Annotated in this window: 24 protein-coding genes; 9 read left to right on the top strand and 15 right to left on the bottom strand. The window is 72.9% G+C overall.

Annotation, left to right across the window (positions count from 1 at the left end):
• Positions 1-140: 140 nt before the first annotated feature.
• Positions 141-785 (bottom strand): alpha/beta fold hydrolase, encoded by a 645-nt coding sequence (locus VKG64_00120; protein ID HKB23426.1) that lies wholly within the window; start codon positions 783-785, stop codon positions 141-143.
• Positions 786-829: 44 nt separating this feature from the next.
• Here VKG64_00120 and VKG64_00115 point away from each other — a divergent pair, with 44 nt between their 5' ends.
• The gene (locus VKG64_00115; GenBank protein HKB23425.1) at positions 830-1,318 is read left to right on the top strand and encodes a zf-HC2 domain-containing protein; all 489 of its coding nucleotides are present in this window, start codon (positions 830-832) and stop codon (positions 1,316-1,318) included.
• Positions 1,319-1,330: 12 nt separating this feature from the next.
• Here VKG64_00115 and bamD read toward each other — a convergent pair whose 3' ends face one another.
• The 6 genes from bamD to VKG64_00085 are packed head-to-tail and all read right to left on the bottom strand — an operon-like array spanning position 1,331 to position 6,125.
• Positions 1,331-2,239, bottom strand: coding sequence for an outer membrane protein assembly factor BamD (bamD, locus tag VKG64_00110; protein ID HKB23424.1), 909 nt, complete (start codon positions 2,237-2,239; stop codon positions 1,331-1,333).
• On the bottom strand, positions 2,191-2,778 hold the full coding sequence (gene pal, locus VKG64_00105; protein ID HKB23423.1) for a peptidoglycan-associated lipoprotein Pal: 588 nt from the start codon (positions 2,776-2,778) through the stop codon (positions 2,191-2,193). Before pal ends, bamD begins: the two co-directional genes overlap by 49 nt.
• A 53-nt stretch (positions 2,779-2,831) precedes the next feature.
• The gene (locus VKG64_00100; protein ID HKB23422.1) at positions 2,832-4,163 is read right to left on the bottom strand and encodes a hypothetical protein; all 1,332 of its coding nucleotides are present in this window, start codon (positions 4,161-4,163) and stop codon (positions 2,832-2,834) included.
• Positions 4,164-4,167: 4 nt separating this feature from the next.
• Positions 4,168-4,965 carry an energy transducer TonB gene (locus tag VKG64_00095; protein ID HKB23421.1) on the bottom strand — a complete coding sequence of 266 codons (798 nt, stop codon included), beginning with the start codon at positions 4,963-4,965 and terminating at the stop codon, positions 4,168-4,170.
• A gap of 21 nt (positions 4,966-4,986) precedes the next feature.
• Complete coding sequence (locus VKG64_00090) at positions 4,987-5,415, bottom strand: biopolymer transporter ExbD (GenBank protein HKB23420.1); 429 nt, start codon at positions 5,413-5,415, stop codon at positions 4,987-4,989.
• Positions 5,416-5,420: 5 nt separating this feature from the next.
• Positions 5,421-6,125 (bottom strand): MotA/TolQ/ExbB proton channel family protein, encoded by a 705-nt coding sequence (locus tag VKG64_00085; protein ID HKB23419.1) that lies wholly within the window; start codon positions 6,123-6,125, stop codon positions 5,421-5,423.
• A 45-nt stretch (positions 6,126-6,170) separates the two neighbouring features.
• On the opposite strand from VKG64_00085, the gene VKG64_00080 reads away from it, so the two are divergent.
• Entirely contained in the window at positions 6,171-6,935 is a 765-nt protein-coding gene (locus VKG64_00080; protein ID HKB23418.1) for a hypothetical protein, read from the top strand.
• Positions 6,935-7,711 carry an MBL fold metallo-hydrolase gene (locus VKG64_00075; protein ID HKB23417.1) on the top strand — a complete coding sequence of 259 codons (777 nt, stop codon included), beginning with the start codon at positions 6,935-6,937 and terminating at the stop codon, positions 7,709-7,711. The genes VKG64_00080 and VKG64_00075 overlap by 1 nt, the downstream gene beginning before the upstream one ends.
• 37 nt (positions 7,712-7,748) lie before the next feature.
• Here VKG64_00075 and VKG64_00070 read toward each other — a convergent pair whose 3' ends face one another.
• The 3 genes from VKG64_00070 to VKG64_00060 are packed head-to-tail and all read right to left on the bottom strand — an operon-like array spanning position 7,749 to position 10,576.
• The gene (locus VKG64_00070; protein HKB23416.1) at positions 7,749-8,366 is read right to left on the bottom strand and encodes a DNA-3-methyladenine glycosylase; all 618 of its coding nucleotides are present in this window, start codon (positions 8,364-8,366) and stop codon (positions 7,749-7,751) included.
• A complete protein-coding gene (locus tag VKG64_00065) occupies positions 8,367-9,587 on the bottom strand; it encodes a pyridoxal-phosphate dependent enzyme (GenBank protein ID HKB23415.1) in 1,221 nt (406 codons plus the stop codon).
• Positions 9,584-10,576, bottom strand: a complete 993-nt coding sequence (locus VKG64_00060) for a glycosyltransferase (protein HKB23414.1) — start codon at positions 10,574-10,576, stop codon at positions 9,584-9,586. Before VKG64_00060 ends, VKG64_00065 begins: the two co-directional genes overlap by 4 nt.
• A gap of 45 nt (positions 10,577-10,621) precedes the next feature.
• On the opposite strand from VKG64_00060, the gene VKG64_00055 reads away from it, so the two are divergent.
• The 3 genes from VKG64_00055 to VKG64_00045 are packed head-to-tail and all read left to right on the top strand — an operon-like array spanning position 10,622 to position 13,151.
• On the top strand, positions 10,622-11,380 hold the full coding sequence (locus tag VKG64_00055; protein ID HKB23413.1) for an ABC transporter permease: 759 nt from the start codon (positions 10,622-10,624) through the stop codon (positions 11,378-11,380).
• Positions 11,381-11,391: 11 nt separating this feature from the next.
• Positions 11,392-12,396: an ABC transporter substrate-binding protein gene (locus tag VKG64_00050; GenBank protein HKB23412.1), complete on the top strand. Its 1,005-nt coding sequence runs from the start codon at positions 11,392-11,394 to the stop codon at positions 12,394-12,396.
• Between the two features lie 20 nt (positions 12,397-12,416).
• On the top strand, positions 12,417-13,151 hold the full coding sequence (locus VKG64_00045) for an ABC transporter ATP-binding protein (protein HKB23411.1): 735 nt from the start codon (positions 12,417-12,419) through the stop codon (positions 13,149-13,151).
• Between the two features lie 78 nt (positions 13,152-13,229).
• Here VKG64_00045 and VKG64_00040 read toward each other — a convergent pair whose 3' ends face one another.
• Both VKG64_00040 and VKG64_00035 read right to left on the bottom strand, forming a co-directional pair.
• Complete coding sequence (locus VKG64_00040; GenBank protein HKB23410.1) at positions 13,230-14,291, bottom strand: hypothetical protein; 1,062 nt, start codon at positions 14,289-14,291, stop codon at positions 13,230-13,232.
• Positions 14,292-14,376: 85 nt separating this feature from the next.
• Positions 14,377-15,366 carry an LLM class flavin-dependent oxidoreductase gene (locus tag VKG64_00035; protein HKB23409.1) on the bottom strand — a complete coding sequence of 330 codons (990 nt, stop codon included), beginning with the start codon at positions 15,364-15,366 and terminating at the stop codon, positions 14,377-14,379.
• 124 nt (positions 15,367-15,490) lie between these two features.
• On the opposite strand from VKG64_00035, the gene VKG64_00030 reads away from it, so the two are divergent.
• A complete protein-coding gene (locus VKG64_00030) occupies positions 15,491-16,126 on the top strand; it encodes a cation transporter (GenBank protein HKB23408.1) in 636 nt (211 codons plus the stop codon).
• A 17-nt stretch (positions 16,127-16,143) separates the two neighbouring features.
• Positions 16,144-16,509, top strand: a complete 366-nt coding sequence (locus tag VKG64_00025) for a cupin domain-containing protein (GenBank protein HKB23407.1) — start codon at positions 16,144-16,146, stop codon at positions 16,507-16,509.
• Between the two features lie 8 nt (positions 16,510-16,517).
• Here VKG64_00025 and VKG64_00020 read toward each other — a convergent pair whose 3' ends face one another.
• Positions 16,518-17,459, bottom strand: coding sequence for a metal ABC transporter substrate-binding protein (locus VKG64_00020; GenBank protein ID HKB23406.1), 942 nt, complete (start codon positions 17,457-17,459; stop codon positions 16,518-16,520).
• A complete protein-coding gene (locus VKG64_00015; protein HKB23405.1) occupies positions 17,456-17,713 on the bottom strand; it encodes a hypothetical protein in 258 nt (85 codons plus the stop codon). The genes VKG64_00020 and VKG64_00015 overlap by 4 nt, the downstream gene beginning before the upstream one ends.
• A gap of 22 nt (positions 17,714-17,735) precedes the next feature.
• Between VKG64_00015 and VKG64_00010 the strand changes: the two genes are divergently transcribed.
• Positions 17,736-18,986 carry a choice-of-anchor tandem repeat NxxGxxAF-containing protein gene (locus tag VKG64_00010; protein HKB23404.1) on the top strand — a complete coding sequence of 417 codons (1,251 nt, stop codon included), beginning with the start codon at positions 17,736-17,738 and terminating at the stop codon, positions 18,984-18,986.
• Between the two features lie 11 nt (positions 18,987-18,997).
• On the opposite strand, the gene VKG64_00005 is transcribed toward VKG64_00010, so the two are convergent.
• On the bottom strand, positions 18,998-19,873 hold an 876-nt coding region (locus VKG64_00005; GenBank protein HKB23403.1), incomplete at its 5' end, for a sugar ABC transporter substrate-binding protein.

Raw genomic sequence — 19,873 nt, 5'->3', positions numbered from 1 at the left:
CGCCCGCCTGCCGCGCGTCTGACCAACGTCGGGGGGAGCGACGCCGCTTCCCCCCGACACCCCCCACCGGTCACCGTCGGTGGCCGAGGCTCCGAACCGATTGCGCCGGCAAAGCCGGCGGTCGACGTGCTCCGCCTGGTTCAGGCGACGCCGTCGGGCGCCACGTGCCGCCGCGCCCAGTCGCGCACCGCCTCGCCCAGCGGGTAGAGCTTGCCGAGGAAGAAGTGGTCGGCCCCGTCGATCACGGCCGACGCGACCCACGGGAAGCGCGCGGTGAAGCGCCGGAAGTCGGCCACCGGACAGTAGGGGTCGGCGCTCCCGCACACGGCGAGCGTCGGCGCACGCTTGCCCTCCACGACGCCGAAGTCGTACGCGGTGAGCGGCGGCGCGATGAGGGCGAGGGCCGCGACGCGCGCGTCGCGGCCGGCGGCGAGCGCGGCGATCCACGCGCCGAACGAGTAGCCCGCGATCGCGAGCGTCCGGACGCCCGGCTGGCGGGCCAGGGCGTCCAGCGCGGCCCGGGCGTCCTCCTGCTCGCCGACGCCCCCGCCGTGGGCTCCGCTCGAGCCTCCCACGCCCCGGAAGTTGAAGCGGAGGGTGGCGAGGCCGAGCCCGGCGCACACTTCCTGGGCGCGCACAACCACCGGGTTCTCCATGTCGCCGCCGTACAACGGATGGGGGTGACAGATCACCACGCCGCCCTGCGCCCCGGGCGGCACGGCGAGCCGGGCCTCGAGGGCCACGCCGGCCGCCGCCGCCAGGCTCACGGGCGCTTCGGGTATCATGCCGGCATGAGAATACGGGGAGGGGGCGGCGCCGTCCAACAGCCGTGCTGACGTGCTTCAGGATCCGCCGCCGGCTCTCTGCTTACCTGGACGGAGCCCTCAACGTCGCCGCGGCGGCGTCCGCGGAGCGCCACCTCGCCGAGTGCGCCGCCTGCGGGCGCGAGGCCGAGACCTTGCAGCGCATGAAGGCGCTGCTCCAGCGCGCCCTGAGGCCGGCCGCGGTTTCCGGAGAGCCCGACTGGACCGACTTCTGGCCCGGCGTCCTCCGCGGAATCGAGACCGCGCGGCGCGTGCCCGCGGCGGCGCCCCGCCGGGCCTGGAGCGCGCGCTGGGCGCTCGGCGGCGCGCTCCTCGCCGCGCTCCTCGTCGCCGCGACGCTCTGGCGGTGGCAGGACGCATCCCCACCCGTCGTCCTCGAGAGCCCCGTGCTCGTCAGCTCCGCCGACACCGAGCAGCCGGACGCGAGCGTCATGGTCTACCACGCGCCCGAGCGCGACATGACGGTCGTGTGGGTCTTCGGCGTCGACGAGTAGCGGGGCGGCGGACTACTTCTTCAGCGCGGTCAGCCGCTCGCGGGCGAGCGGCGCTTCCTCGGCCTGCGGGAAATTGTCCAGGAGGTACTGCAGGCGCTGCTGCGCCACCTGGGGCTGCTTCAGCTCGATCAGCGCGAGCGCTTCCTTGTAGAGCGCGGTCGGCGCCTTCTCGCTGCGCGGGTAGTTCGCCAGCACCTTCCTGAACTCGAGCACGGCCTGGTTCAGCGCGTCGGTCACCTTGTCCGGGTCGCCGGACGCGTAGCCGCGCGCGAGGCTCAGGTACGCCTCGCCGAGCCAGTACTGCGCGTTGCCCGCGAGGTCGTGCTCGGCATAGCGCCGCAGGAACTCACGGAAGCCGGCGATCGCGAGCGAATAGCTGCCCTTGCTGATGTCGATGTACGCCGCCTGGTAGACGTCCTGGGGCTGGAGCGCGCCCGTGGTCGGGCGCGGCGGACCCGCGGGCGCGGGCGGCGGCGGGGCCGGCGCCGCGGGCGGCGGTGGGACGACGGGGCGCGGCGGCATCGCGGCGCGGAGCTTCTCGACGCCCGCGGCGAGCTCGTCGACGCGGGACTTGAGGGCGGTGAGGCTCTTCGTGAGCGCGTCGAACCGGTCCGCCAGCGCCTTCGACTGCTGCTCCGCCTCGGCGTCCTGCTCGCGCGCGCGGCGCTCGAGCCGCGCCGCGAGGGCGTCCACGTCGGTCTTCGCGCGCCGCGCGGTCTCGCGGGTCTCGAAGAGGTCGGTGCGGAGCTCCTGGAGGTCCTGTTGCGGCGCGACGCCGGTGACCTCGGCCGCGCTCGCACAGCCACCCGCCGCCAGAACGAAAACGAGGAGGAGGACCGCGGTCCTCCTCCTCGCGGAATGCGCGGCGGGGCTCAGCGCGGCTTGACGAGGAAGTGGGCGCGCCGGTTCTTGGCCCAGCACGCTTCGTTGTGCTCGGTGCACAGCGGACGCTCCTCGCCGTAGCTGATGATCGTGATGCGGCTCGCCTGCACACCCTGCGAGACGAGGTAGTTCATCGCGGACTTCGCGCGCCGCTCGCCGAGCGCCAGGTTGTACTCGTTGGTGCCGCGCTCGTCGCAGTGGCCCTCGATCAGGACCAGATGGTTCGCGTTGGACTTCAGCCACGAGGCGTTCGCGTCGAGGACCTTCGCGTCGTCGGCACCGATGTCGTACTTGTCGAAGTCGAAGTGGACGTCCTTCAGCTCGGCGATCGACATGAACTCGCCCGGCGCCGGCCGCACCGTGGCCGCGCGCGGCGCGGGACCGGGCGTCGAGGGCGGCGGACCACCGGGACCGGTGGGACCGGCGGGCCCGGACGGCCCCGGACCGGCGGCGGCGGGAGGCGAGGCCGGCGGCGGCGCAGACGCCGACGTGGTCGCGGGACGCTTCGCGCAGCCGACGAAGATGACTGCCACCAGCACGAGCGACATCATCGTCAGGTTCAAACGGCGCGTGACCATGACGCCTCCTTTAATTGCCTCGAGGGCGTGCTCACAAAGTCTGAGGCATCGTATCACGGCAGACGCGGGGACCATGCAGGACTTGTGTGCTCGCCGGGCCCCTGGGTGATCTGGAGCGGCGGCGCGCCGTCGAGCGTCCCCGCGAAGACCTGCCAGCTGCCGAGCCGGTTCGACTGGAACGCGAGGTGGCGTCCGTCGGGCGCCCACGTCGCACCCTGGTTGTCGCCGGGTCCCGTGGTGAGGCGGCGCGGGTCCGAGCCGTCCGCGTTGATCGCCCAGAGATCGTGCGTGCCCTGGCGCTGCGTGTAGACGATCGCGTCGCCCTTGGGCGACCAGCGCGGCTGCGTGTGGAAGCCACCCGCGGTGAGCTCGCGCACGTTGGAGCCGTCGAGGTCCATCACGAAGATGTGGGGCTGCCCGTTCCGGTCCGAGACGAACGCGATCTGCTGGCCGGTCGGCGACCACGTGGGCTCGGTGTCGATGCCGGCGTGGCGCGTGAGCCGGCGCAGCGTGCCGGTGGCCATGGTCAGCACGTAGATCTCGGGGTTGCCGTCCTTCGAGAGTGTGAGCGCGAGGTGGCGGCCGTCGGGGCTCCACGCGGGCGACGAGTTGATCCCGACGAACGCCGCGAGCGTCTGCGTCGGGCGGCGCTCGAAGGGGAACACGCGATAGAGGTCCGGGTAGCCCTGCGTGAAGGACGTGATCGCGAGCGAGCGGCCGTCGGGGCTCCAGACCGGCATGAGGTTGATCGACCCGTTGCGCGTGGCGGCGGCGGCGCCCGCGCCGTCGTAGTCCGACATCCAGATCTCCTTCGCGCCGGCCGGCCCCTGCACGTACGCGAGCTTTGTGTCCGCGATGCCGGGCTCGCCGGTGAACTGGAGGACGATCTCGTCGGCGATCTTGTGCGCGAGGCGGCGCGCCTGGGCCGCGGGCACCTCGAACTTCTTCGTCGCGATGAGCCGCTGCTCGGACGTCGTGAGGTCGTACAGGCGCATCTCGGCCTCGAGGCGCTCGCCGCGGAGCGCCAGGAGGCCGTGGACGCCCGCGTGGGCGCCGGCCGCGGCGAACTCCGACCACGACCGCCGGAGCGCGTCGGGGTTGTTCGCGGGGATCGCGCCCGTGCCCGAGACCACGCTGAAGAAACCGGAGAACGTGAGGTCGTTGCCGGCGATCGCGGTCAGCTGCTTCGCGAGGCCCGCGGGGTCGGCGCCCGTGGTCGGCGTGAAATCGGGGATCGCGATGTTGAGCTTCTTGCTGCCGCCGCCCGTGATGTTGATGTAGACGTCCACGCCCTGCGCGCGGGGCGCGGGCGTGCGGGACCACGGCGCGGCCACCGCCGCGAGCGCGACGACGGCGATCGAGAGCGCGACACACGTTCGTCTCACTTGGCTACCTCGCCGCCGTGGGGTCGTACGCGAACTGCAGGCCGACGGTCAGCACGGGCTTCTTGAAGTCCACCGGGAGCGGCGGGAACGGGTTCGCCTCCGTCACGGCGCGGACGGCCGCCTGGTCGTAGTAGGGGTTGCCGGAGCTCTTGTCCACGCGGATCCCCCGGAGCTCTCCGTCGCGCGCGATCTCGAAGACGACCGCGGGCTGCTGGCCCGCGAGCGCGTAGCCGTCCCACCGCTCCTTGATCTTCCGGTGGATCGCGGCGATGTACCAGGCGTAGGGGAAGTCGGACACGTTCAGCGTCAGCGCGCCGACGCCCTGCGGGGAGCCGCCGGGCTGACCGGGCGGCGGCGCCGTGCCGGGCCGCGGCGCCGGCGCGGGCGGGGCGGTCGCCGGTCGCGGCGTGCTCGCCGCGCGGGGCAGGTCGCGGTCGTCCGGGCGCGGCAGGCCCGGCGTGCGCGCGGGCGGCAGGCTCGGGTCGGGCAGCGCCAGCGACTCGCGCGGCCGGTCGCGCGCGGGGAGCTCCCGCGCGGGCTCGCGCTGCGGGAGCTCGGTCGGGCTCGGGCGCGCGGGGGGCGCCGCCGCGTCCTCGGGCCGCGGCGGGAGACCGGCGGCGGCGACGGCGGGCACGAGATTCACGTAGACGGTCTTCGTCCGGCTGTCGCCCCACACGGCGTTGCCCCAGAGCACCGCGACGATGAACACCGCGTGGAACGCGAGCGAGATCAGCGTGGGCCGGAGGGGCAGCCGGAGCCGCCGCAGAGCCGGGCCGAAATGGAGGCGCCCTCGCAGTCTCACTGGCGGGACCGTCGCGCGGGGTCAGCGCTCCCGCGCCGGCTCGGTGACCATCCCGAGCCGCTCGATCCCGGCCCGGCGCACGCGGTCCATCGTCTCGATCACGGTGCCGTACGCGAGGCCCGCGTCGGCCTTGAGGTAGAGCGTCTTGTCCGTCCGGTTGGCGAACGCGCCGCGGAGCGCCTCCTCGAGGCCGCCCGTCGCCACGCGCCGGTCGTTCAGGAAGAGCGACTGGTCCTTCGTGACGGTGAGGACCATCCGCTCCTCGACCGCGGTCGGCTTCGCCGAGGCCTTCGGCAGGTTCACGTCGATGCCGCGGTACATCATGGGCGCGGTCAGCATGAAGATGAGCAGGAGGACGAGCACGACGTCCACGAGCGGGATGATGTTGATCTCGGCGAGGTTCGTGCCGATGCGCCGGGAGCCGCCGGTGGGCTCGACGTTGAACGCCATCGCGCTCAGCGCGCCACCTTCGGCGCGGGCCGGGACAGGAGGTTCAGCAGGTCGAGCGTGAAGCCGTCCATCTCGGTCGCCCAGTGCTTCACGCGGTTCACGAAGTAGTTGTAGCCGATGACGGCCGGGATCGCGGCGCCGAGGCCGGCCGCCGTCGCGATGAGCGCCTCGGAGATGCCCGGCGCCACGACCGCGAGGCTCGCGGAGCCCTGCTGGCCGATGCCGTGGAAGGCGGCGATGACGCCCCAGACGGTGCCGAACAGGCCGATGAAGGGCGTGGCGCTCGCCGTCGTCGCGAGGAAGGGCAGGTACCGCTCGAGCTGCGCGATCTCGTGGGCCGTGGCGCGGCGGAGCGCGCGGTTCACCGCCTCCAGCCGCTCGGCGGGGAGCCCGTCGTCGGCGTCGTCGAGGCCGCGCTCCGAGGCCTCCGAGAAGCCGGCGACCTCCTGATACGCGGCGTTGTAGAGCTGGGCGAGCGGGCTCTCCCGCAGCTTGCGCGCCGCGCCCTGGATGACCGACGGGCGGCGGCCCTCGCGGTAGGCCCGGAGGAACTCGAACGTCTGGAGCCGCACGCGGCGGAGCTGCCAGGCCTTCTCCACGATGAGAGCCCAGCTCCCGATCGAGAAGACCAGCAGGACGATGAGGACGACCTTGGCGATCGGCCCGGAGTTCCAGACGAGCGCGAGAATGCCGGTGTCTACGCTAGGCACAGCCACTCCTTTGGTTTGCGTTCATGATACCGAGCCATTATAACCATGGACGTGGTCCGCGCCGCCGTCCTCGTTTCGGTTCTGGCGCTGCTGGTCGCCGGCGCGTGTCGCCTCGCGGCGCAGGACGCGCGCGCCGCGGTCGAGGCGTTCGTGGCGCGGCTCGCCCCGGTGAACGTCACCGACCTCGACATCGTCCAGAACCTGACCCTGTACGATCCGGGCGGCCGGCATCCCCAGTCGACGGGCGAGCAGCGTGTATTATTCAAGCTGCCCCTGCGCCAGCGCCTCGAGCAGACCGTCGAGGGTCAGCGCGAGGTCCAGCTCACGATCGGCGACCGCGTCTGGGTGCGGCGGTCCGACGGCCGGCTCTACGAGATGCCCGCGCTCGATCGGGCCGGGAGCCGCGTCCACCTGCTCGTGCCCGCGAAGCGCACCGCCGCCGATCTCCTCGCCGAATGGCGCGCGCTCGGCGTGCGTGACGACGTGAGCCACGCCGAGCGCGCCGGCGGGCGGATGGTGACCGTCATCGGCGCGAAGCCCGGTGAGCGCGACGTGGCGGCGGTCTGGCTCGACCCCGAGTACGGCGTCGTCCGTCTGGTGGCGCGCGAGACGCTGCCGACCGGCGTCGCGCTGATCGACCGGACGTACTCGGAGCACCGCCCGCTCATCGGCGGCTTCGCCTTCCCGTACCGCCAGGAGTTCTTCGTGAACGGCAAGCTCCTGATGCTGATCACGGTGCGCTCGGTCCGCGCGAACACGGACCTCCCCGACGCGCTCTTCGATCCCGAGGCGCTGCGCCGGGAGCCCTGATGCGCTTCGCCTTCCTCGGCACGTCCGGCGCGGTCCCGTCGTCCGCGCGCGACACGACGTCGCTCGTCTTCGTCGCCGAGGAGGGTGCTGCGCTTGTGCACTGCGGCGGGAGCCCGGTGCAGAAGCTCGGGCTGGCCGGCGTGGACCCGCTCGCCCTCCGCCACGTCCTCGTCACCCACATCCATCCCGACCACGCCTACGGGCTGCCCTCGCTCGTGCAGAACCTCCGATTGCTCGGGCGGAAGGACGCGCTGAGCGTCTCCTGCCGGCCGGAGCACGTCGAGCGGCTCCGGACGCTCCTCGAGCTCTTCGGCCTCCGCGACCGTCCCGGGGCGTTCCCGCTCGAGCTGCGCGGCCTAGCACTCGACGCGGGAGCGCCGGCCTTCGCGCTCGGGTCGCTCCGGGTGAGCACGTCGCCGAACGATCACGGCGACATGCCGAACGTCGCCGTGCGGGTGGACGTCGCCGGACGGGCGTCGAGCGTCGTGTACTCGTCCGACACGCGCCCCTGCGACGCCGTCGTCGCGCTCGCGCGCGGCGCCGACACGCTGATCCACGAGGCGACCTTCCCCGAGCGGGATCGAGGCCGCTTCGGCGCCCACTCGACGGCGGCCGACGCGGGGGAGATCGCCGCGCGCGCCGGCGTGCGACGGCTCATCCTGGCCCACATCGCCGCCGAGTACCACGGCGAGCTCGACGCGCTCGCCGAGGAGGCTTGCCGGCGCTTCGCGGGCGTGGTCGAGGTCGCGCGGGAATTCGTGCCGTATCCGCTGTAGGCGCCGCGGGCGGTCGAGCCGAAGCGACGCCCAGAAGCTACGGGTCTCGGGCAGCGCCGCGCCCGCGGCTCCCGCGCCGGGCTCGTCCCGACACGCACGGGTGGCCCGCGAGCCAGAAGCGGAGGCGCAGGCCGACCGAGCGCGTGATCCCCACGCGCGGCCCCGAAGCGATGCGGAAGTCGCGCGGCCGGTCCGGCGGCTCGACGGTGAGACGCCCGGCCGTGAGATCGGCGCCGTTGTCCCGCACGCTGACGCCGAGCGCGCGCGTCAGGTTCCCGGGCCCGCTCGCGAGCCGCGGAGCGTCCTCGCGGACCCCGCGCCGGCGCGCCATCGTCGCGAGGCCCGCGACGGGCTCGAGCGCCCGGATCAGCACGCAGCCCGGCCGCCCGGCGCGCCCCGCGATCGCGTTGAGGCAGTGGTGCATGCCGTAGTTCAGGTAGACGTACGCGTGGCCGCCCGCGCCGTAGAAGAGCGCGCGGCTCCCGGGCCTCGTCGCGGCGTGCGACGCCTCGTCCTCCGGACCGAGGTACGCTTCCGTCTCGACGATGCGCCCCGCGGTCAGCGCGGCGCCGCGGCGCGAGACGACCACGCAGCCGAGGAGGTCGCGCGCGACGGCGCGCGCGGGGCGCAGGTAGAAGCGCCGCGGGAGCGGCACCTACCGGAGGCGCTCGGTCACGAGGCGCCGGAGCGAGTCGTAGTCGAACGCGGCGCCCGCGCGGCTCGGCGGCTCGGCCTCGGTCTTGAGCCCCGTCTCGCTCACGATGACGCAGATCGTCTGCGCGGGGTCGAGCCGCTTCGCGGCGAGGAGACGCGCGAGGACGGCGAGGGTCGCGACGCCCGTGGGCCCGGCCCAGACGCCCTCGGTCCGCGCGAGCCGGCGCTGCGCCTCGAGGATCTCCGCGTCCTCCGCGTCGCCCGCGAGCCCCTTCTGCTCGCGAAGGAGCCGCAGCACCCAGGCGCCCTTCTTCCCCGGGTCCCCCGCGGCGAGGCCCTCGGCCACCGTGTAGCCGATCTTGAGCGGCGTGATCGCACCGCCTTCGCGGAACGCGCGGACGATGGCATTGGCGCGCGTCGCCTGGGCCGCGACCATCAGCGGAGCCTTCGCGATCCAGCCGGCCTCACGCATCTCCCGGAACGCGCGCGCCGTCGCGATGAACGTCTCGCCGACGGCGACGGGCGCCACGACGACGTCGGGCGGGACGAAGCCCGTCTGCTCGGCGATCTCGTAGGCGAGCGTCTTCTTGCCCTCCTGCTTGTAGGCGTTGCGCGAGGCGCCGCAGTCGAAGAAGAGCTTTTCCTCGACGAGCCGGTCCCAGAGCGAGATCAGATCGTCGTAGACGCCCTTGTAGATGACGAGATCCGACGTCGTCGCCGCCATGTGCAGGAGCTTCGGCGCCGAGGCGCGCTCGTACGCGAAGATGAGCGAGCGCAGCCCCGCACGCGCCGAGTAGGCGGCGATGGACGAGCCCGCGTTGCCCGAGCTCACGACCGACGTCGCCGTGTAGCCGAACTGGAGGGCCGCGCCGACCGCGGTGGCCGACGAGCGGTCCTTCACCGTGCCGGTGGGGTTGGGCCCGTCGTACTTCACGAGGAGCCGGCGCACGCCGAGGTCCCGCGCGAGGCGCCGGCAGTCGAGGAGCGGCGTCTGGCCCTCGCCGAGCGTCACGCGGTGGACGGGGTCCGCGATCGGCAGGACCGGCGCGTAGCGCCAGAGCCCGGTCCCGGAGAAGATCGCCGGGCCGGCCTTCGCGAGCCGCGCGACGTCGTAGTGGAGCTCGAGGAGGCCGCGGCAGCGCTCGCACTCGAGCCGGTAGCCGAGCGCGTGGTCGGCGCCGCAGTCGATGCAGACGAGGCTCCGCGCGAGCGACTCGCTCACGCCCGCCCCCCGAAGCGTTCGTGCACCGCGGCGAGGATCTCCTCGATCCGGTGGCGCAGCGTGTGCTCCGCGAGCGCGCGCCGCCGCGCGTTGGCGCCGATCGCGCGCGCCTCGTCGGGGTGGGCCAGGTGGAAGTCGAGCGCGCGGCGGAGCTCGCCGAGGTCCCGATACGCGACGACCTCCTCGCCCGGCTTGAAGAGGTCGCGCAGGTCGTCTTTCAGGTCCACGACCTGGCAGGCGGCCGCCGCCGCGAGCTCGAAGGTGCGCGTGTTGACGCCGACGATGTCGTTCATCGGGTGGTGCTGGTTCAGCGACAGCGTGGACGCGGAGTAGACGCAGAGCTTCTCGTGACCCCACACCGGCGGCCCCGCGAGCGCGCGGATCGCGGGATCGCCGGTCTCGGACCAGCCGTTCCCCCAGAGCCGCAGGGGATACCCGGTGAGCTCGCGCACGAACCGCTCGCGGTACGGGTAGCGGTTGCCGACGAACGACACCGGCGAACCCCAGCGGAGCACCTCGTCGTCGGTCGGCGCGACCGGGTGATGCGCCGAGGGCACGCAGTACATCGGCAGGTAGTGGAGGTTCCGGAGACCGGCCTGCTGGAGGCTCCGCAGCGCGTAGCGCTCCTTGGTGAAGAAGAGGTCGTACGCCTCGATCGCCTCGAACGGCAGCATCCACAGCGGGTTGTCGGGGAAAAAGTTCAGGAAGAGCGTGTCGACCCGCGTCTTCACGCGCCGGATCAGTCCCGGCGTGATCGGCCCGCCCTTGACGACGAGCACGAGCGACGGGCGCCACGCGAGGCAGAGGCGCTCGAGGCGCCGGAGGATCCAGATCTGGTAGGCGGCCTTCGTGCCCCGGTTCTTGTAGAGGGGGTTGTCCTTCCGGTACTCGAACGTGCGGACCTCGTGGCCGAGCGCCCGAAGCTCGTCGGCGAAGTCCATGCCCATGAGCCCGGGGCGCTCGAACGGGAGCACGATCAGCCAGCGCACGCGCCGTAGCGTAGCACAGCGACGGCGCTGTATTATGGGCGCGCCGTGGAGTCCCGGACGCTCCGCCGCTGGCTTCCCTCGCTCGTGCTATTCGGCGCGCTGCTCCTGCTCTGGCAGGTCGTCCCGCCGCTGCTGCGCATCCGCGAGTACCTGCTGCCCGGACCCGTGGCGGTGGCCCGCGCCGCGCTGAGCTTCCAGATCCCGTGGCACACGCACATCTGGATCACGACGCTCGAGATCGTCGGCGGCTTCGCCCTCGCGGGCGTCGCCGGCGTCGTGCTGGGCGTCGCCGTCGCGTGGTCGGAGACCGCCGCGCGGGCGCTGGTGCCGTTCCTCGTCGTCGTGAACACGCTGCCGAAGGTCGCCGTCGCGCCGCTCTTCCTCCTGTGGCTCGGCTACGGCCTCGTGCCCAACGTCCTGATCGCGGCGCTCATCGGCTTCTTCCCGGTCGTCATCAACACGGCGGTCGGCCTCACGCAGGTGGACGAGGAGCTCCTCGACCTCGGGCGCGTCTTCGGCGCGCCGAAGTGGAAGGTGTTCCTGAAGATCCGGCTGCCGAACGCGCTCCCCTACGTGCTCTCGGCGCTCCGGATCACGGCGACCGCGGCGGTGGTCGGCGCGATCGTCGGCGAGTTCGTCGCCTCGCAGGCGGGGCTCGGCATGGTCATCGTGAACGCGCAGACGAATCTCAACACGCCCGTGGCGTTCGCCGCGCTCCTCTGGATCTCGGTCATCGGCCTCCTGCTCTACGGCGCGGTGGGCCTGGCCGCGCGCCGGTGGGCGCCCTGGGCCGACACGGTGTGAAGGGAGGCCCCATGACACGCGCGCGTCTCGTGCTCGTCGCCCTCGCTCTCGTCCTCGCGGCGGCCGCCGCCCCCGGGGCGCAACCGGCCCAGAAGATCGTCTTCGCGCTCAACTGGTTCGCCGTCGGTGACCACGCGGCTTACTGGGTGGCGCTCGAGAAGGGTTACTACAAGGCGCGCGGGCTCGACGTCGAGCTGCAGAACTCGAAGGGCTCCGGCGACTCGATCGCCAAAGTGGACACGGGCCGGGCCGACATCGGCCTCGCCGACGCGGCCGTCGTCGTCCCCCGGATCGCGCAGGGGGCGAAGGTGAAGATCGTCGGCGCGGTCTTCGACAACACGCCGCTCAACTTCTGGATGTGGAAATCGAGCGGCATCACGAGGCCGAAGGACCTCGAGGGCAAGACGCTCGCCGCGCCGCCGGGCGACGCCCAGCGCCAGCTCTTCCCGGCGTTCGCGAAGCTCCACGGGATCGACGTCGCGACGGTGAAGTGGCTCAGCATCGAGCCCGCGGCCAAGTTCGTCACGCTCTCCGAGAAGCGGGCCGACGTCGTCGCCGACTATCTGACGGGCCTGCCCTTCTACGAGAAGGCGCTCGGCCGGGAGAACGTCGCCAGCATGCCGTGGTACAAGCACGGGTTCGACATCTACTCGATGTCGATCATCGCCGGCGAGAAGATGCTCGCCGAGCGCCCCAGGGTCCTCCGCGACTTCGTGGCGGCCTCGTACCTGGGCTGGCGCGACGTCATGGAGAACCCGAAGGCCGCGCTCGAGATCTTCAAGAAGCGCGTGCCCGAGATCGACCTCTCGCTCATCGAGCCCAACCTGCTCCTCGGGCTCGAGCTGATGAAGACCGAGCGCTACGCGAAGAACGGCATCGGCTGGGTGGACCGCGGGAAGATGTGCGCGACGGTCGAGCTGCTGAACTCCTACATGCCCGACCTGCCGCGGAGGGTGGGCTGCGACGAGGTCTTCACCAACGAGTTCCTGACGAAGATCGAGCCGCCCAGGCGTTGATCGTCCTCGACCGGGTCGGCATGACGTACCCGGCTGCGTCCGGCCGGGTCGAGGCGCTCCGGGACATCTCGTTCGCGGTGGACCGCGGCGAGCTCGTCGCCCTCGTCGGGCCGTCGGGCTGCGGCAAGTCCACGCTCCTGCGCATCATCGCGGGGCTGCGCCCGGCGACACAGGGCGCGGTCACGGTGGACGGCCGGCCCGTGACGCGGCCCATTCCCGCGGTCGGGATGGTCTTCCAGTCGCCCGTCCTCCTCAAGTGGCGGCGGATCGTGGACAACGTGCTGCTGGCCGCCGAGCTGGCCGGGCTCGATCCCGCGCGCCACCGGGCCCGGGCCGAGGAGCTCCTGGCGCTCGTCGGGCTCGGCGAGTTCGGCGCGAAGCTGCCGCGCGAGCTCTCGGGCGGCATGCAGCAGCGGGTCGCGCTCTGCCGCGCGCTGCTCCTCGACCCCCCGCTCCTCCTCATGGACGAGCCCTTCGGCGCGCTCGACGCGATGACGCGCGACGAGCTGAACCTCGAATTGCTCCGGGTGTGGGGTGAGGGGAGCCGCGCGCGGAAGACGATCGTCTTCGTGACGCACTCGATCGCGGAGGCGGTCTTCCTCGCCGATCGCGTCGTGGTGCTGACGCCGCGCCCGGGCCGCGTCGCCGCGGGCGTCGCCGTCGGCCTGGCGCGCCCGCGCACCGTGACCTCGCGCGCGTCCGCGGACTTCGGCGCGCTGGCCCTCCGGATCCACGAGGCGCTCGGGCGCCGCTAGGTCGAGCGCGGGCTTCGCCCGCGCAACCGATCCTGGGGGGAGGTATCGGAAGGGGGGCGAAGCCCCCCTCCGAGGGAACTAGGCGACGGCGGTGGCGCGCGCCTGGCGGAAGCGCGCGGCGAACAGCGGATTGAAGAGCGCGGCGGTGGCGACCAGGGTCGCGTCGGCGCCCTCGCGCAGGAGGTAGTGGGCGCGCTCGACGGTCGAGACGCCGCCCACGGCCAGTACGGCGCGGTCCCACGCCCCCGCCCGGCGCCACGCCAGCATCTCGAGGACCTGGCGCGACGCGACGGGGAAGATGCCGTGGCCGACGACGTCGGCGCGCTCGCGCCCCTCGCCCTCGAAGGCCGGATTGCCCTTGTCGTCCACGGTGCGGCGATGGATGCCGTGGACCATCACGAAGCCGCTCGTCCAGGAGGCGAGCTTCGTCGCGGTCTCGTGGAGGGCCCGCGGGCTCCGGAAGACGCCGAGCTTGGCGAGGACCGGCACCGCGACGCTGGCGCGCACGCGGTAGACGATGTGCGCGGCGAGCAGGGCGTTCTCGTAGATCATCTGCGGCTGCGCGGCGAAGGGATCGGGGACCGCCAGGTGCACCTCGACGGCGTCGGCGCCGCTCTCCGCCGCCCACGCCGCGCAGCGCGCGTAGTCCAGGACCAGCGCGTCCGCGTCCCGGCCGGGTCCCGGCGTGCCCGCGACGCTGACGATCAGGATCTGACCGGGGCCGAGCCGCTCCTTCGCGCGGCGCACGTCCTTCCGCCACACGTCCGGCTCCATCGAGGGCCCGCCGAGGGACACCGCGAGCGTGGGGGCGCGCGTCGCCTGCGGGCGGCGGGTCACGACCGCCGCCAGCTCCTGGTTCTCGACGTTGCGGATGTTCGGCAGGCCCCACGCCGGGTGGAAGGCCGAGCGCACCGTGGCGTAAGTCAGGATATCGTAGCCGAGCCGCGCGTAGGCCTCCACCCACTTGGCGTTGACGAGCGGACCCGCCGAGATGCCGAGGCTACTGTTCAGGCGATAGTCGAAGAGCTTGCCACCCGGACCCTGGGGCACCCGCCGGGCCCGGGGCAGCGCCGGCGTGTGGCTATAGTTCCACTGGTAGGATCGATCGAGCCGCCAGACGCTCTGCGAAATCGCCCTCACACTCCAAACACTCCAATCCACGGGCGAAGTGCCCGCAAGTGCATAGTTTATCAATCTTTACGTGGCGTTACAACCAAAACGTCGCTCAGCGGAATGCCGGCATCACCTCCTTGGCCACGAGCTCGAGCTCCCGCATGATGTGGGCGTGCGGCATGCCGGGGAAGAACGTCCGGCAGATCAGGTGGGTCATGCCGTACTCGGTGACGAACCGCCGGATCTTGGGGATGCACTGCTCGGGGCCGCCGATGATGAAACGGTCAGCCATCAGCTTGTCGAGGTCGGTGGCGATCGAGGCGTCGATGAAGGGGTGACGCCAGCCGCCGGCGTACTCCTTCCGGTAGGCCACCATGATGTGCTCCTCGGCGAGCTCGTGCGCCTTCCGGTCGGTGTCGGCGATGATCAGGTCGCGGGTCAGCGGCCACTCGGTGATCGCCGCCGTGCGCCCGGCCGCCTTGCGGTGCTCGAGGAACTGCTTCTTGCCGTCGAGGAGGCGCTTGAGGTCGGCGGTCGGCCCCGGGATCCAATTGTCGCCGAGCGTCGCGGCGCGCCGGAGCGTGATGTCGCCCCAGCCGCCGATCCAGAGGGGCGGGTGGGGCTTCTGGACGGGCGCGGGCTCGAGGCGCCCCTCGACCGTGTAATAGGTGCCCTTCACGCTCACGCGCTCGCCGCTCCAGAGCCCCTTCATGATCGCGAGCTGCTCCTCGAAGCGGGCGCCACGCTTCTCGAGCGGGACGCCGTAGAGGGCGAACTCGTCCGGCTTGTAGCCGATCGCGATCCCGAGCGTGACGCGCCCGCCCGACATCACGTCGAGCATCGCGACGTCCTCGGCCAGACGCACCGGATGGTGGAACGCCGCGACGGCGATGTCGGTGCCGAGCGTCACGCGCGACGTGCGCGTCGCGAAGCCGGCGAGGACGGCGAGCGGCGAGGGCCAGTAGTGGTTCGTGACCGAGTGGTGCTCTTCCATCCACACGGAGTCGAAGCCGAGCGCTTCGGCGCGCGTGACCTCCTCGAGCGATTCCTTGTAGTAGTGGCCACCCTCGATGGGGATGAAGCCGATCTTGAGCCGTGGCATGGCGCCTCCTCGTGACGGGGTCCGAGCCTAGCATGGCGGCGGGCGGGGCGTCACTGACGGGGCGCCCGCCCGGGCACTTGACCTGCGCGGCCCGGATCGTTAGCGTGGCAGCGTGAGCCGTACCATGACGCTCGCGCCGCCCCCCGCTCAGGCGGACGGGGCACGCGTCGCTCGCCGGGCCAAGGGCCTCCTGTGGCTGACGGTCGCCTGGAACTCCGCTGAGGCCGTCGTGGCCGTGGGCGCGGGGTTGCTCGCGGGCAGCGTCGCGCTCGTCGGCTTCGGCTTCGACTCGGGGATCGAGATCGCGGCGAGCCTGGCCGCGCTCTGGGCGCTGTCGGGCGCTCGCGCGGAGCCCACGCTGGCCGCGCGCGACCTGAAGGCCCTCCGGATCATCGGCGCGTGCTTCCTGCTGCTCGCGGCCTGGGTGCTCTACGAGGCCGCCGCCTTCCTCGTGGAGGGCCGCGCGCCCGAGCGGTCCGTCGTGGGGATGGCGCTCGCGGGCCTCTCGCTCGTCGTCATGCCGCTGCTCGTGCGGTGGAAGCGCCGCGTCGCGACCCGGCTCGGGAGCGGCGCGCTCGAGGCCGAGGCTCGGCAGACAGGCCTTTGCGCCTGCCTGTCGGCCATCCTGCTCGTCGGCCTCGGCCTGAACGCGGCGCTCGACTGGTGGTGGGCGGACCCGGTGGCGGGGATCGCGATGACGCCGATCATCGCGCGCGAGGGGTGGGACGCGATTCGAGGAAAGACCTGCTGCTCCGTGTGACGAGGGAGGGACCATCGATGCCAACGCTCAAGGGATTCGCCGCGCTCAAGCGCCTGCCCGAGGAGAAGGTGACGGACAAGATCTCACGCCGGGTCCTCGCGGGCGAGAAGGAGATGGTCGTGTGGTGGTCGATGAAGGCGGGCGCGCACGCCGCGGCCCACAAGCATCCCCACGAGCAGATCTTCTGGGTGGTCTCGGGGACGATGGAGTTCCGCCTCGGCGGTGAGAAGCGGACGTGCGGCCCGGGCGACCTCGGAGTCATTCCGGGCGACGTCGAGCACGAGGCGTGGTTTCCGGAGGACACGGAGGTCGTCGACGTCTTCGCGCCGCGGCGCGAGGACTTCCTGACGGGCGAGGTCCCCGCCTACATGCGCAAGGGCTGAGCCGCGCGTCACCTGAGGGCGTCGGCGATGGCGCCCACCAGGTAGTCCATGTGGGCGATGTAGTCCTCGGTGCCCTTGACGGCGCCCGGCGTCTGCGGCACGACGAGCATGCGCGCGCCCGTCTCGCGGGCGACGCGCTCCGTGATGTCGCGCGGGTACCAGCTCTCGTGCAGGATGACCCTGACCTTCTCGTCGCGCATCTGGCGGATGAGCCACGCCAGGTGCTGCGGCGACGGCGGGATCCCCGGACGATCCTCGATGATGCCGCCCTCCACCAGCCCGAACGCGCGGTAGAAGTAGGGCCAGCTGTCGTGGAAGCTCACCACGCGGGCGCCGCGGAAGGGCGCCAGCGTGGCCTTCCAGCGGCGGTCCGCCTCCGCGATCTTCTCGAGGAGCGTGTGGCGGTTCGCCTCGAACAGGCGCGCGTGCTCGGGCGCGGCACGCGCGAGCCCGGCCGCGAGGCTCTGCGTGACGATCACGAGGTTGTCCGGATCGAGCGTGTAGTGCGGGCTTCCGAGCGGATGGACGTCGCCCATCGACCGGTCGACGCGCCCGGCGGGGATCTTGAGGACCTGGATGCCCTGGGACGCGTCGATGACGTTGCGCGAGCCCGGGATCACCTTCGGGTTCGCCGCGCCCCGTACCATCACCTCGACCCACGCGTCCTCCTCGAGGCCGTTCTTCACCAGGACGTCGGCGCGACGCAGGAGCAGCATGTGGCTCGGGCGCACCTCCATGTCGTGCGGGTTCTGGCCGAAGCGCGCGATCAGCTCGACCGTGGCCGCCTCGCCGGCGACCGCGCGCGTCAGGACGAAGAGGTCGGGGAGCGTGGCGGCGACGCGCAGCTTCGTCTCGGCGGCGGACGGCGCCGGCGCGGCGCCGGCGAGCGCCAGCGCGAGCGCCCCGACGCCCGCCGCGCGGCGGGCGTGGACCCACCCCGCGCGCCTCACCCGCCGTAGCCCCAGTTCCAGCAGGAACGTCGCTCGAGCCAGAACCAGTCGTCGCACAGCTCGTCCGCGCAGCGCGTCCCACACTGTCGCTCTGTCAGCTCCCCGAGACACCGCAGCTCGCCCGTCGCTCGGCAGTAGCAGGCCCCGGTCAGGGTGAAGCGCGCGCGTGTATCCGTGGGCTCGGACGCCGCGACGGCTCCGAGCGCGAGGAGCGCCAGGAGCGTGACCCATCGCGTGATTTGGCGGGCACGCATCGCGCCGTTATATTCTCACGGCATGCGCCGCCCAGGCACCGCGCTCGCGACGCTCCTCCTCGCCCTCACGCCCGCGTCCGCCCTCGAGGCCCCGGCGCTCCGGCCCGTCGCGCTCGCGGGCCAAACGGCGCCGGGCGGCGGCACCTTCGAGCGTTTCGGGGTCGAGGCGCTGCCGGTGGTCGCGCCGGTGAACGATCGGGGGCAGGTCGCGTTCTTCGCGTCGCTGCTCCGCGGCGCGGCCGGCGAAGGCCTGTTCCTCGCCTCCGGCGGCCGGCTCACCAAGGTGGCCGTCGAGGGCGACCGCGCTCCCGCCGGCGGGACGCTCTCGGGCTTCGCCAGGCACCCGATCCCAGCGCTGAACGCCAGCGGCTCGGTGGCGTTCGCCGCGGCCGTCGCCGGCGGCGGGACCGTCGAGGGCATCTTCCTCGCGGCGAGCGGCCGGCCGCTGCGCGCCGTCGCCGTCGCCGGGCGCCCGGCGCCGGGGATTCCGTCGGGCACGCTCGCCGCGCTCGACGCGCCCGCCCTGAACGACCGCGACGACGTGGCGTTCCTCGCGACGGTCCGGCGCGGGCGCGACACGCTCGAGGCCGTCTACCTCTCGCGCCGCCGTGGCCTCGTAAAGGTCGTCGCGCAGGGCGAGCCCGCGCCGGGCGGCGGCGCCTTCGCCGCGTTCGGCCCGCCCGCCCTGAACGGTCGCGGCGCCGTCGCGTTCGCCGCGGTGGTCGAGGGGCCCGCGGCGCCCGGCGGCCTCTTCGTCGCGGACGTCGACGGCGTCCGCAGGCTGGTCGCCGCCGGCGACGAGAGCCCCGTCGGCGGGATCTTCGTGAAGTTCTCGGAGCGGATCGCCCTCAACGACGCCGGAGCGGTGGCGTTCCACACGCTCCTCAAGGGTGCGCGCGCCAGTCAGGCCGTCGTCCTCGTCGAGGGCGGCCTGGCGCGCAAGGTCGCCGCGCTCGACGAGGAGGCGCCCGGGGGCGGCACGTTCGCGCACTTCGGCCCCTGGCCGTCGCTGAGCCGCACGGGTGCCGTCGGTTTCACGGCGTCGGTCGACCACGGTCCCGCGGGCGTCGCCGTCTTCATCATCGCCCCCGGCCGGGCCGAGCGTGTCGCTGCGCTGGGCGACACGCTGCCGGGCGGGGGCCGGCTCGCCTCGTTCGGGCTCCATCCCGTGATCTCGCTGAGCGGCGGCGGCGCCGTCACGTTCGCGAGTGCGCCCACGGCGACGGGGGAGGGCGTCGAGGGCCTCTTCGCGATCCCCGTCACGCCCCGGTAGGGCGCGCGGCCTCACTGCATGTCGTACGGCGGGTACTCCACGAAGACGTTCGCGGCGGTGACGAGCTTGTGGGGCGTCGCCGTGCGAGGCGGCACGGGCTCGCCGCGCAGCATGCGCATCACCAGCGGGAGGACGTCGTACCCGTAGCGGTCGAGGTAGAACGCCACCGAGCCCAGCACGATGCTCCCGCGGTTCGCGGGGTCCAGCTCCTTCCGCTCGCTCATACTGCCGTGGATCGAGCGGTCCACGCCGTGGCCGACGATCGCCCCGTCCGCGAGGCGACCCGCCGCCTCGAGCGCGGTCTTGGCGGTGAGCGCCGTCGTGTCGTCCAACGCGGCGATGAGGAGCTTGCTCCGCGGCTCGGCCGCGAGCAGGCGGCCGACGAGCGCGCCGACCGTGGCGTGGTTCCCCCGCGTGTCGAGCGACACGACCCTGAGCGCCGGCAGGCGCCGCCTGAGCCCCTCCGTCACGCCCTGAGCGCGCTCCGGGACGCGATCCTCGGCGTCGGAGAGGTGGCCGATGACGACGCCGACGAGGGCGTGACCACGCCAGGCGCGCGCGCCGAAGTCGGCCAGCGCCTCGCCGGCGATCCGCCCCGCGGCTGGATTGTCGACGGTGTAGAGGGGAGCGTCCAGCACCGGATGATTGATCGCCAGTACCGGGATGCCGGCCGAGCGGAGCCGCCGCCCGACCTCGGCGTTCGTCGGCGCGTCCGCGTGATACTGGATGTAGAGGTCGACCTTGCGGCCGATCGCGTCCGTGGCGTTGACGAGCGCCTGCCGGGGGTCTCGGCGGTTGTCGTAGAACACGAGCTCGATCGGCCACTGGCGCGCGGCTAGCGCGAAGCCCTCGCGCACCTCGCGTCCGGTGAAGCCGGTGCCCTCGAG

The organism is Candidatus Methylomirabilota bacterium, from assembly GCA_035260325.1.
In the GTDB taxonomy this organism is placed as follows: Bacteria; Methylomirabilota; Methylomirabilia; order Rokubacteriales; family CSP1-6; genus AR19.
The sequence above is the reverse complement of the archived record's forward strand: the minus strand, read 5'-3'. Positions and strand labels throughout refer to the sequence as shown.

Coding starts and splice junctions, on each gene's coding strand:
- VKG64_00120 (HKB23426.1), bottom strand. CDS start 785: ATGATACCCGAAGCGCCCGTGAGCCTGGCGGCGGCGGCCGGCGTGGCC.
- pal (HKB23423.1), bottom strand. CDS start 2,778: ATGGTCACGCGCCGTTTGAACCTGACGATGATGTCGCTCGTGCTGGTG.
- VKG64_00090 (HKB23420.1), bottom strand. CDS start 5,415: ATGGCGTTCAACGTCGAGCCCACCGGCGGCTCCCGGCGCATCGGCACG.
- VKG64_00080 (HKB23418.1), top strand. CDS start 6,171: ATGGACGTGGTCCGCGCCGCCGTCCTCGTTTCGGTTCTGGCGCTGCTG.
- VKG64_00075 (HKB23417.1), top strand. CDS start 6,935: ATGCGCTTCGCCTTCCTCGGCACGTCCGGCGCGGTCCCGTCGTCCGCG.
- VKG64_00050 (HKB23412.1), top strand. CDS start 11,392: ATGACACGCGCGCGTCTCGTGCTCGTCGCCCTCGCTCTCGTCCTCGCG.
- VKG64_00045 (HKB23411.1), top strand. CDS start 12,417: ATGACGTACCCGGCTGCGTCCGGCCGGGTCGAGGCGCTCCGGGACATC.
- VKG64_00035 (HKB23409.1), bottom strand. CDS start 15,366: ATGCCACGGCTCAAGATCGGCTTCATCCCCATCGAGGGTGGCCACTAC.
- VKG64_00030 (HKB23408.1), top strand. CDS start 15,491: ATGACGCTCGCGCCGCCCCCCGCTCAGGCGGACGGGGCACGCGTCGCT.
- VKG64_00025 (HKB23407.1), top strand. CDS start 16,144: ATGCCAACGCTCAAGGGATTCGCCGCGCTCAAGCGCCTGCCCGAGGAG.
- VKG64_00015 (HKB23405.1), bottom strand. CDS start 17,713: ATGCGTGCCCGCCAAATCACGCGATGGGTCACGCTCCTGGCGCTCCTC.
- VKG64_00010 (HKB23404.1), top strand. CDS start 17,736: ATGCGCCGCCCAGGCACCGCGCTCGCGACGCTCCTCCTCGCCCTCACG.